Origin of the sequence: Proteiniphilum saccharofermentans (assembly GCF_900095135.1) — a bacterium.
Taxonomy (GTDB): domain Bacteria; phylum Bacteroidota; class Bacteroidia; order Bacteroidales; family Dysgonomonadaceae; genus Proteiniphilum; species Proteiniphilum saccharofermentans.
In genome coordinates, this window is the sequence record NZ_LT605205.1 from 66,903 (window position 1) to 78,373 (window position 11,471).

The 11,471-nt window shown below is 44.4% G+C and carries 9 protein-coding genes; 1 reads left to right on the forward strand and 8 read right to left on the reverse strand.

From position 1 onward, the window contains the following. Positions 1–85: 85 nt before the first annotated feature. Positions 86–1,060 (forward strand): polyprenyl synthetase family protein, encoded by a 975-nt coding sequence (locus PSM36_RS00215; RefSeq protein ID WP_076928275.1) that lies wholly within the window; start codon positions 86–88, stop codon positions 1,058–1,060. 53 nt (positions 1,061–1,113) lie between these two features. Here PSM36_RS00215 and PSM36_RS00220 read toward each other — a convergent pair whose 3' ends face one another. The 8 genes from PSM36_RS00220 to PSM36_RS00255 form a co-directional block, all read right to left on the reverse strand. Further along, complete coding sequence (locus tag PSM36_RS00220; protein WP_076928276.1) at positions 1,114–1,539, reverse strand: Hsp20/alpha crystallin family protein; 426 nt, start codon at positions 1,537–1,539, stop codon at positions 1,114–1,116. Between the two features lie 229 nt (positions 1,540–1,768). Further along, complete coding sequence (locus tag PSM36_RS00225; RefSeq protein ID WP_076928277.1) at positions 1,769–3,337, reverse strand: calcineurin-like phosphoesterase C-terminal domain-containing protein; 1,569 nt, start codon at positions 3,335–3,337, stop codon at positions 1,769–1,771. A 196-nt stretch (positions 3,338–3,533) separates the two neighbouring features. Then, entirely contained in the window at positions 3,534–6,932 is a 3,399-nt protein-coding gene (locus PSM36_RS00230; protein ID WP_076928278.1) for a glycoside hydrolase family 2 TIM barrel-domain containing protein, read from the reverse strand. Between the two features lie 57 nt (positions 6,933–6,989). Then, positions 6,990–7,850, reverse strand: a complete 861-nt coding sequence (deoC, locus tag PSM36_RS00235) for a deoxyribose-phosphate aldolase (protein WP_076928279.1) — start codon at positions 7,848–7,850, stop codon at positions 6,990–6,992. A gap of 26 nt (positions 7,851–7,876) precedes the next feature. Further along, entirely contained in the window at positions 7,877–8,218 is a 342-nt protein-coding gene (locus PSM36_RS00240) for a nucleotide pyrophosphohydrolase (protein ID WP_019538139.1), read from the reverse strand. Between the two features lie 106 nt (positions 8,219–8,324). Continuing rightward, the gene (gene dtd / locus PSM36_RS00245) at positions 8,325–8,777 is read right to left on the reverse strand and encodes a D-aminoacyl-tRNA deacylase (protein ID WP_076928280.1); all 453 of its coding nucleotides are present in this window, start codon (positions 8,775–8,777) and stop codon (positions 8,325–8,327) included. Then, a complete protein-coding gene (gene uvrC / locus PSM36_RS00250) occupies positions 8,774–10,579 on the reverse strand; it encodes an excinuclease ABC subunit UvrC (protein WP_076928281.1) in 1,806 nt (601 codons plus the stop codon). Before uvrC ends, dtd begins: the two co-directional genes overlap by 4 nt. Positions 10,580–10,668: 89 nt before the next feature. Then, positions 10,669–11,193, reverse strand: a complete 525-nt coding sequence (locus PSM36_RS00255) for an adenine phosphoribosyltransferase (RefSeq protein ID WP_019538136.1) — start codon at positions 11,191–11,193, stop codon at positions 10,669–10,671. Positions 11,194–11,471: the final 278 nt, after the last annotated feature.

Below are 11,471 nucleotides of genomic sequence, written 5' to 3' on the forward strand. Positions count from 1 at the left end.
ATCTGATTAAGAAATGTAAAGTTACGAATATTTGTTGCTGGGAGGAGAATAATTTATAAATTTGTGACATAAAATTCAGGATGCGATGGATCAGAGTCAGGTCATAAGAGATTTTTTGCAGGAAGAACTGGAACTTTTTGATACTTATTTACGAGAGTCAATCAAAAACGACAATCCCCGCATTTCAGGTATTATCGATTATGTTTTTAAGGCGAATGGTAAACGGTTAAGACCCATGTTGGTGTTGCTGACTGCAAAAGCCTGCGGGCAGATTATTCCGGAAACATATCATGGTGCTGTGACTGTTGAGTTGTTGCATACAGCCACGCTTGTACATGATGATGTGATTGATAAGTCCGATATGCGCAGGGGCAGGCGTTCTGTGAATGCTGTTTATGATAACACCAGGGCGGTACTTGTGGGTGATTATCTTTTGTCGTCGGCTTTGGCTGAGAGTGTAAAGACTAAGGATCTCAATATTGTACGTATCATGTCGGAGTTGGGAAAAAGTCTTGCGGAAGGAGAGTTGGTACAGTTTGCACTTGCTGAGGAGATCCTAATTGATGAAGCATCCTATTTTCAGGTGATCGAAAAGAAGACAGCCTCTTTATTGCGTGCCAGCATTACTATCGGAGCTATTACCGGAGGCGCTTCCCCGCAGACTATCTCCGGATTCAGCCGGTTGGGAGGCATCCTGGGTATCTGTTTCCAGATAAGGGATGATATCTTTGATTATTACAAAACCGATGTGGGTAAACCTACCGGAAACGATATCCGGGAAGGTAAAGTGACACTTCCCCTTATATATGCTTTGCAGCATGCACCCCGGACGGTTTCCGACGGGATGTTGAAAATCATTCAATCACGGGATTATTCAGATGAAAATATCGAGAGGGTGCTTGATTTTGCCAAAGAATATGGTGGGGTAGAATATGCCTATAAAAAGATACGGGAATTGCTGGATGAGGCGGAAACGATCATCTCGGAGCTCTCCATCGATGACCAGATCAAAACTCTTTTGCGTCTTCTCCTGATCTATTTGAATGATCGGGATCATTAAAAAAAGAGAGTGGAACCATTGGCCACTCCCTTACCCGATTCATTTTTTGTTACTTACTGGATTTCAATCAGCTTGGATGTAGAAACTTTTTCTTCTTCCACAGTGGGGATTTCAACGGTCAAAACCCCGTTTTCCACCTTTGCGGAGATCTTATCCTTTTCTACGTTCTCAGGCAATACCATTCTTCTTTGGAACTGCGTATAAGAAAATTCACGTCTGAGGTAAGCTCCCTTTTTATCTTTTTCTTCTTGTTCATTCTTCTTCTCAAAGGAGATCACCAGATTATTTTCCTCATCGATCCTCACCACACAGTCTTCTTTGGTCATGCCCGGAGCCGCAACTTCCACCGTAAATCCTTTTTCATTCTGCTGGATATTGATGGCAGGAACAGATCTGCTGCTGTTTTCCATCCATTCATTACCGAAAAAGTCATTGAAAATACTCGGTAACCAGTTGTTTGTACGTCTTATAATTGCCATAATTTTACTCCTTTCTTTTAGTTTTCTTTTGTTACACTATCAAAAGTGCAAAATATATGCCGGGAGGAAGCTTAACCCGTTTTTAAGTATATTTGTGACAAAATGACCGAAAAAGGTCGAAAAACGGTTTAATACTGTAAAATTAGAGGACAAAATGGCAGTGTCTAGGGATGTTGAAAAGGTATATGACAGTCTCTTTTCGATTGGTTTGGCCGTTCGGCAGGAAAAATTATTCGAGGATTGAATATGTTCTTTTGCCGGAGTGAGTCTTGCCATATCTGTCGGTAACCCGTACTTCGATGGTATGCTTGCCCGCCGGCAAATCCGTTGGAACAGGGCCGATCCATACGTGCGTGCTGTTCACGGGATTCGAAGGACGTCGTCCCGGCAGTAATTCCTCGGTGAAATCCCACTCCAGTAATTTTGTGAGATAGTTGAGGTCGGGAGCGGAGACATAGTGCATTTTCCGCCATCCCCCCTCATCAATCCGGTATTCGACCAAATCGTTTTGACTGCCCATAAAGAAGTTCACCATGATCTGAGATGTGGTTCTTCCTTTGTGCGGCACTACTTTCGGAGCAAAGATATTCATTTGATACTCGCTTTCCCTACCGGCAACTTTGTAATCCACATCATATTGATTCCCGTTGATATTCAGGAAAGCATATCCTTGCGGCGTGCCGTCACGCATAGTAGCGTCGGGTAATCCCTTCTCATCCAGTTTCCCCGAATACCAGTCGCCCGAAGTAGTACCCACATTATATTCATGCAGAGGTTTTTTTCCTTTCCATCCGTCTGCTTCGGTGTATTCGATCTGGTCCTGTAAATGGGTGTGCGCCGACATGATCAGTACATTCTCATAATCTTTCAGCAGGTCGAACAGGCGCTGGCGGTCTTCCAACCGGTACGAACCACCCGAATTGTCTTTCATATGAATGTGTTGCGACAAAACCACCAGTTTGTTTTTGGGGACATGCTTCAGGTTGTTTTCCAGAAAAATAAGCTGGTCCTCACGGTAACCGCCCCAATAGCCTTTACCATCACGCGGATCGGGATAAAGGATGTTGTCAAGGATGATAAAATGTGCCTTGCCGTAGTTGAAGGCATAATTGGCGCTGCCGAAATTCTTTTTGAAGGTTTCATCCGAGAGCTCATCGGATGGCGCGTCGTAATTCATGTCGTGATTACCCATTACGTTGTACCATGGCAACTGTAGGCGACGCATCCGCTCTTTATAGACCGGATGCAGATCAAGATTATCACCTGCGATGTCACCTAAGCTTATACCGAACAGGGTTTTATCGGTTTTCACCACATCATTCACTATTTTTTCCGTGAAATAATCCATATCCTGAATGGAATAGGGTTGTGGGTCACCGAAAATAACGGCGGTGAAGTTCTCCGGCTCATCCTGTTTGTGAAACGCAAAATCTATCGACTTAGGGAGACTTCCCGTTGGTGATATTCCTTTATAGGTGAAAGAATCGGGTGAACCCTCCGGTTTGTGGTGGTAATAGAACCGGGGAATAAAATTTTCATCCACAGGAGTTTTGTATCCGCCGGGCTTGATCACGAAGATAGTACTACCGTCATTTACAGGGAGAGTGTAAAATCCTTTACTATCCGTAAGTACCACATCTGTTCCGTTTGAAACGGACACATTGGGAATACCGGCTTCACGCCTGTCTTTCTTCCCGTTTCTATTGGCATCTTCATATACATATCCTTTGGCAGTCTGTTGGGAATAGGCCAGGATGCTGCTGAATAGCAGAATAAGAAAGAGTAAATTTTTTTGCATTGCCGTGTGTTTTATGATTGAGCTATATTGAATTGCAAAGATATGTCTTTCTTCCTGTCAAACTGTTACGAATCGGTGAACTTTTTCGTTAAGCGAGTACAAAGGAAAAACATAAACAAAACGGGCAGAAAGCCGGAAAACCAACCTTCTGCCCGTTGCAATAAGATCTGAAACGATTTGATGCAACTAAATCCCTTTAGTATTTCAAAGGTGATTTCTCTGCGATCCCCGCTTCGTTTTTCACCGGAATCAGTGTGAAACCCCATTTGTAATCCTGATTGGCAGGAATACTGTATTCGGGAAGGGGGCGGGCTCCCCAACTATTGTATCCCGCAACGCCTTGTTGTTTCATATCGATACATACCTCCACGAAGTCTTGGGGGACGATATCATTGATATGCGTCTGGCGGGGTCGCTTGTTCTTTGCCTCTTCATCGGAACGGGAAGCGATTTCCTCACTGCTGAAATTGTTCCACTGATAAGGCTTGTCCTTGTTCTCTTCGGAGTCAAAATCCTCTACGCTGTTACGCAATGCATTGAATCCTATGGTACTGTCGGCAACGACCATCAATCCGCCGGTGCCATTGGTGAGGGCTACCCATCGTGTATCGGTCCGATGTCCGTTTTCCTGCGGGCGAACATAAGGGAAATAATTTTCCTCTGCAGTGGTTTGGTAAAGGCCTACTTTGGATCCGGAAGCCCTGTCGATATAATTCTCTCCCGGGCCACGGCCAAAATAAGATACGTTATTCATCGTCACCGGCATACGGAATCGCACGCCTATACGGGGGACATTCAGAGTGGATGAAGCTTTACGGGCAGCGGATGCTTCCGGTGAGAAAGTGGCTGTGAGCGTCGCTTCGGAAGCACCAACCTGTCTCTCCTCCATATCGGCAGAGAAGAATTTCACATCTACCTTTATAACCCCGGAAGGATAGATACTGTATTTTACAGTATAAAGATTGCCGGCAGCAAGCAGATAAGTGGTTTCAACCACCACTTTATTATTTTCAGGATAACTCTTCACGTCGGTGACATTGAAATTTTTGCTTGATTGTTTCCATATCTGCAGGCGGTGAGGATTTCCATTTCCGTAATCGTTATCGTTCGGGGCACGCCAGAAGTTGGGCTGTACGCCGAAACCTTTGTCAAAATACTCATTCCCTTCCACCTTGTAGGAGGTAACCATACCGCTTGCTTTGTCAAATACAAATTCCAGGCGGGGTGAGGTTACACGGATGCTGTTTCCGGATTGATCCACTTGTAGCGGGGGATTGTTACTATTCCCCGTATATGCTTGCTTAGGTATCGAGAGCGGTAGTTTGAATTGTTCGATGGCTACGATGTAACCGGCAGGAATTAATGGTGCAGCCTCTTTTTGAATCACTTCAAAGTTGACAAAATATTCCATACCGGGTTTGGGCTGTAACTTACCGACAGGTAATGAAACCTCTGTTGTTTGTTGAGGTCGCAGGGAGACTTGCAACATTCCTTCGGATATGTTCTTTCCGTTTTCAGTGATAGTATAGCGGAAAGTATAGTCATCCGTATTGGAGAAATATTGCCGGTTAATGATCCGGAAAACGCCTGTTGACAGATCGACCGCTTCAAAAGCAAAATTCTGGTGGACATATTTCACTTCGGCCAGGGCAGGGTGGGGGGTACGGTCTGGATTTACCAGTCCGTTGCAGAGAAAGTTTCCGTCACTGGGCATATCTACACCATAGTCCCCGCCATATTTATAGTAGAGCCTTCCTTCTTTGTCGTAAGCTTCCATACCCTGATCTACCCAATCCCAGATGTATCCGCCCTGCAGATTCGGGTATTTGTAGATTGCTTCCCACTGGATATCAAGATTACCGTTGGAGTTACCCATGGCATGTGAATATTCTGAGGGGATCACCGGCCGGTCGCTCCCTGCTTTGCCGATCTCTTCCAGCCAGGCAGCACTGGGATATTGTGGCACATACATGTCCGAGTTAAAGCCCCATAACGCCCGTTCATAGTTCACCGGACGATCCATCAGGCTACGCTCCTGGTCTTTCAGGAATTTGTAGGTATGGAAGAAATTGATACCGTTGCCGGCTTCATTGCCAAGCGACCAGATGGCGACGGACGGATGATTTTTGTTCCTTTCGAACATATTTACGGTCCTGTCCATATGGGCCTGCTCCCATTCCGGGTGTTTGGCGAGGGACCGTTCACCGTAATAAAGCCCGTGTGACTCGATATTGGCTTCATCGTATACATAGAGCCCGTATTCGCTGCACAGTTCATAGAAGCGGCGTGGTTGCGGATAATGGGAGAGACGGACGGTATTGATATTGTGGAGTTTCATCAGCTCGATATCTTTTCGCATCAGTTCTTCCGTCACATAATGCCCGGTTTTGGGGTTAGTCTCATGCAGGTTGACCCCTTTTAACTTGATGGGTTGCCCGTTCACAAGGAAAAGCCGGTCGGTTCGATCGCCGGTCTTTACCGGTTTGATCTCGAAACGGCGGAAACCGACAGGGTAGGGGACTACCTCTCCCGACGTTTCCCCTTCTTTCTTCACGGTGATAAGCAGTTTGTAAAGATGGGGATGCTCAGAAGTCCATGCAGCCACATCAGGCAGCAGTTGCGCGTTGAAGCGGACGGTATTCTCTCCATGGCTTTGGACTGCCACCGGTTTCGTTTCTGAGGCAACCACTTTGCCGACGGGATCGAGCAGTTCATAAGAGACTTCGGCATAGGAAGCGCCGGACAGGTAGTTGCTGACGGTCGTTTCCAATTCGAAGATACCATTGCGGTAACTATCATCAAGTGTCGATTTCACCCTGAAATCACGTAACGATGTTTTGGGTTGCGACCAGAGGAAGACATCCCGCTCAATACCGCTGATACGCCAGAAGTCCTGGGCCTCAAGGTAGGAGCCCGTACTCCAGCGGAATATTTTCAGTACGAGTGAATTTTTACCGGGATGTACATAAGGATTGATCCTGAATTCGGCAGCTGTTTTGGAATCCTCGCTATATCCTACCTCTTTTCCGTTGATATATACATAAACTCCCGATTTGGCTCCGTCAATGGACAAAAATATCTCACGGTCGTTCCAATCTTCGGGGATATCTATTTCACGGCGATATACGCCCACCGGATTTTCTTCCGGAAGATAAGGCGGCTCCATCTTCGGATAGCGGGTTTCCGGATCACGTTCTACGAATTCGTAGGGATGATTTACATAGATCGCAGTACCGAAACCTTGCATTTCCCAGTTGCCCGGTACCTTGATATCTTTCCATCCGGTGAGGACGACGGTAGAATCGGTGACATGTTCGGGCAGTTGTTTGTAGGAATCCACGAAATAGAATTTCCATGTTCCGTTAAGAGAAAGATAATATTTACTTTCCTCGAAAGGGATGTTAAGCGCTTCCGATCTGGTTTCGTAGGTCATAAATTGCGTACGCGGATGCTCCTTGTTTACCTGTACTACGTTCACATCCTGCCAGTAGGGGGTTGTACGGCGAGGTGAAATTGACCTGTGATCCTGCGCTGACAATGTGCTTAGACTACACAAGCAGACAATAGCTGTCAGGAGAAAAGATTTGATGTTCATATTTTACTATATAATGAAAAGTGAAAAATTGGTGGTTATTAATTACTTATTGATACATTAAATTTTTGAGAGAAGGCTATCCGCCAGTCGACTTGCCCCGAGACGGAACAGGGTATTGTTGCACCATTCTTCGCCAAGTGTCTCTTTCACAATAGTATAATATTTCACGGCATCCTCTGTAGTAGCAATCCCTCCGGACATTTTCAGGCCGATTTTCTTCCCTGTTTTGGCATGATAGGAGAGGATGGCCTGACATATTACGTACGCCGCTTCAGGGGAAGCCCCGGGATATCCTTTTCCGGTGGATGTCTTCAGGAAGTCAGCCCCGGAATAGAGCGCCAGGATGGCTGCATTATGAATATTCTTTACATTTTGTAGTGCACCGGTCTCCAGAATTACTTTCAGTGAAGCGTGACGGCAGGCTTCTTTTATTTCGGTGAGTTCTTCACACATCTCTTCATATTCACCCTCTAAAAATTTTCCTACGTTGATGACCACATCTATCTCGTCTGCCCCGTCTGCTACAGCGAGCGATGTTTCGGCTATCTTGATCTCGTTAAAGGTCTGGGATGAAGGAAATCCTCCTGCGACACAGGCGATTTTCACATCTGCAGTCAATGCCTCTTTCACCGTATGGGCAAAGTTGGGATAGACGCAGATGGCTGCTACATTATCCATTTCGGGATTAGAGCCGTCGAAACTGTTTACCTTCTCGACGAATTTCCAGATACTTTCATTGGAGTCGGTGCTATTGAGAGATGTAAGATCTATACAACTATACAGTTTCCTATAGACTGCGGAATTATTATTTTCACTATATTTTTCAGCGAGAAGGTCGTTTACTTTTTTAGTAACTTCTTCGTCCGTCAGCATAAACGGATGTGTATTGATAGCTTTGCTATACTTGTTTGTTTCCATCGGTCTTTTTATCTTTATTTAATAAATTATTTATCATTGTTATCCTGTAATTTTGCGTTATTAAGGTGTCTGTCGGCATCTCTCATGGTTTTCTTTTTTATGTTTTTGATTAATGCCTCTTCCAGGTTTACCCCGGTCTGGTTGGCCAGGCAAAGGAGTACCCAAAGCACATCCGCCATTTCATCGGCCATATTTTTCGATAAGTCAGATTTTTTGAAAGATTGATCACCATACGTACGTGCCATGATCCGTGCCAATTCACCGACCTCCTCAGTGAGGATCGCCATATTGGTCAGCTCGCTGAAATAGCGGACACCATAGGTTTTGATCCATTCATCCACTTGCTGTTGGGCTTCCTGTATCGTCATATTGTTTCGTTTTGTTTCTCGTTACTTTTTGGAATTCGTCGGGAGTGATTACACCTACTTTCTCCCCAATCTTCCTGGTTTCCCGGTCTCCTCCTTCTTCCGGTTTCTATTCCCTATTTTTTGAGTCGATCCAAATCGTAACCGGTCCATCATTTACCAGGCTGACCTGCATGTCGGCCCCGAACTTCCCGGTCGCTACCGGTTTTAATAACATCTCCGACAGAGTAGAGCAGAACTGCTCATAAAGAGGGATGGAGATATCCGGTTTCGCAGCACGTAGATAAGAAGGTCGATTGCCTTTCTTTGTGCTGGCATGCAGTGTAAATTGTGAAACCACTAATATATCGCCCCCGGTTTCAAGCACCGACCGGTTCATAACCCCTTTTCCATCGTCAAATATACGTAAATTTACCGTCTTTTTACATAGGAAGCCAATATCCTCTTCATTATCGGCTTCTTCTATTCCTACCAATAGTAGCATCCCTTCGCCAATACTGCTTATTTTTTGCCCGTCGATATGAACGGCTGCTTCCCTTACGCGTTGAATAAGTAGTCTCATAATTGCTCATTTTCCCTTGTTATCCATTTCCAGATGATCTCGCCTTTACTTTTTCCGATCACAGAAATGAGCTCTTCTTTGGTTGCCTCTTTAATCCGTTTGATACTTTTAAAATAGATCAACAATCTCTTTTTTGTTTCAGGGCCGATACCTTTGACCTGGTCCAATTCCGAAGTTGTTTGAGATTTGCTCCTTTTTTGCCGGTGGAAGGTGATCCCAAACCGGTGCGCTTCATCCCGTGCCTGCTGGATAAGTTTTAACGTTTCTGAACTCTTGTCGATATAGAGCGGAATGGGATCTTCAGGGAAATAAATTTCTTCCAGGCGCTTGGCAATACCTATAATTGCGATTTTTCCGTATAGTCCGATTTTCTGAAGCGATTCCACAGCAGCATGCAATTGTCCTTTACCTCCATCAATTACAATGAGTTGGGGTAGGGGAGCGCCTTCGTTAAGTAGCCGAGAATAGCGTCTTTCTATAATCTCGCGCATTGATGCGAAATCATCAGGCCCTACAACCGTTTTCACGTTGTAATGGCGGTAATCTTTTTTTGATGGTTTTGCTTTTTTGAAAACAACACAGGCTGCCACCGGATTTGTCCCCTGGATATTGGAATTGTCGAAGCACTCGATGTGCCATGGAATTTCTTTTAACCGGAGATCATTCTGTACTCCCTTCAGGATTCTGGTTGCCCGTTGTTCGGGATTGAGCATCTCTGCTTTTTTCAATTTGTCGATCTTATATTGCTTTACATTCTTTTCTGACAGACTGAGCAGTTTTCGTTTTTCTCCCCTTTGTGGAATGGTGAACTCTACGTCCGGCAGTTTCAGGTCGGGAATAAAAGGTACGATCACCTCTTTCATGTCACTGCCGAATCGTTGCCGCATCTCTACAATCCCCATTCCAAGCAGTTCTTCAGGAGATTCATCGAGTTTCTTTTTATATTCGAACGTATAAGCTTGATTCACAGCGCCATTCACTACGTGTAGGTAATTAATGTATGCTGAATTTTCAGCCTCTTCAATGGAGAAGACATCCAGATTATAGTTTATGTTACTTACTACCTGTGATTTCTCTCTGAAATTCTGGATCAGCAGCAATTTTTCCTTTAACCTGTGTGCCTCTTCAAACCGCAGTTGTCCCGCAAGGGTCTGCATCTTTTCATGAATCTGTCTTTCGATAATAGCTACATTCCCCTTCAATATCTCAATGATCTCTTCGATATTTTTATTGTACTCTGCCAGTGATTGCAAAGCCTCACATGGCCCTTCACATCGTTTGATATGATATTCGAGGCATACCTTGAATTTTCCGGCGGCTATGTTTTCAGGAGTCAGATTGAGCCGGCACGTACGTATTTTGTATACACGCCTGAAAATATCCAGCAGTGCATTCACCGATTGTACCGAGGTATAGGGGCCGAAATATTTGGACCCATCTTTCACTATATTCCGGGTTTTATAGACCCGGGGGAAATATTCATTTTTCACCACGATAAAGGGGTAGGATTTGTCATCCTTAAGCATCACATTGTATCGTGGCTTTAACTTTTTGATCAGGTTATTTTCGAGTAAGAAGGTGTCCTCTTCAGAATTGACGACAATGTATTTTATCTTTCGTATCTTTCTTACAAGAATGCGTGTTTTCGGATGATCATGGTGTTTGTTAAAGTAAGAAGAGACTCTTTTTTTGAGATCCTTGGCTTTACCGACATATATAACGGTGTCATTCTCATCAAGGAACTGATAGCAGCCCGGTTGGTGAGGGATAACGGCAAGCGTATTTTTAATTTCGTCGGTCATGGCTGGGTTTTAGTCTAAATTGGAGTGAAAATCCCTGATGGCCGGTCAGCAATTCTATCTGCCGATACTATCAGGGATATTCTCTCTCCTTAAAATTTGATTACCGAATTTACTTCGACATCTTTCGGGAAATGATCAATCCCTTTTAGCTCTTCCAGTTCTATAAGAAAGTTGATATAAATCTTCTTTACACCCAATTTCTTTACAAGATTATACGCAGCCACCATCGTTCCTCCGGTAGCCAGCAGGTCGTCGTGAAGCAACACCACGTCCTCATTCGTCAATGCATCCTGGTGGATCTGGATGGTGTCTTCCCCATATTCTTTCGTGTAAGTTTCTTCTATTACTTTATAAGGGAGTTTTCCGGGTTTACGGATAGGTACAAATCCTACACCTAACCGGATCGCGGTAGCCGGCCCCATAAAAAAACCCCTGGATTCGATCCCCACCACTTTGGTAATACCCTTGTCCTTATATCTGTCATATAGGATATCCGAAAGTTCTTTCAAGTGGGATGCTGATTGGAACAGGGTCGTGATGTCGTAGAATTCAATCCCCGGAATAGGGAAGTCAGGGATGCTCCTGACAGCGGAAGTAAGTGTTTCGATACTCATTTTTTATTCATTAAAATTAGTCTATTTGAGTCGCTTTCGCTCCTCGATTTTCAATTCTTTACAGACTATTTCTGCGTCCGACATAAGTAAAACTTGTTTTGCTTATGTTCTCTCTTGTCGAAATAGTACTCGCGATGGTAATATAAGCGAGTTTATACTATGCTCATTTAAATAAATAACTCTCGCTCGGCAATGTTCAAGCGAGCTTGACACTGCCCTCGCTTACGCGTTATTTTAGCTTAACGAAACGTTGTTATATAATTTATCTTTTTTGAATG

Coding starts and splice junctions, on each gene's coding strand:
- PSM36_RS00215 (WP_076928275.1), top strand. CDS start 86: ATGGATCAGAGTCAGGTCATAAGAGATTTTTTGCAGGAAGAACTGGAA.
- PSM36_RS00220 (WP_076928276.1), bottom strand. CDS start 1,539: ATGGCAATTATAAGACGTACAAACAACTGGTTACCGAGTATTTTCAAT.
- PSM36_RS00225 (WP_076928277.1), bottom strand. CDS start 3,337: ATGCAAAAAAATTTACTCTTTCTTATTCTGCTATTCAGCAGCATCCTG.
- PSM36_RS00230 (WP_076928278.1), bottom strand. CDS start 6,932: ATGAACATCAAATCTTTTCTCCTGACAGCTATTGTCTGCTTGTGTAGT.
- deoC (WP_076928279.1), bottom strand. CDS start 7,850: ATGGAAACAAACAAGTATAGCAAAGCTATCAATACACATCCGTTTATG.
- PSM36_RS00240 (WP_019538139.1), bottom strand. CDS start 8,218: ATGACGATACAGGAAGCCCAACAGCAAGTGGATGAATGGATCAAAACC.
- dtd (WP_076928280.1), bottom strand. CDS start 8,777: ATGAGACTACTTATTCAACGCGTAAGGGAAGCAGCCGTTCATATCGAC.
- uvrC (WP_076928281.1), bottom strand. CDS start 10,579: ATGACCGACGAAATTAAAAATACGCTTGCCGTTATCCCTCACCAACCG.
- PSM36_RS00255 (WP_019538136.1), bottom strand. CDS start 11,193: ATGAGTATCGAAACACTTACTTCCGCTGTCAGGAGCATCCCTGACTTC.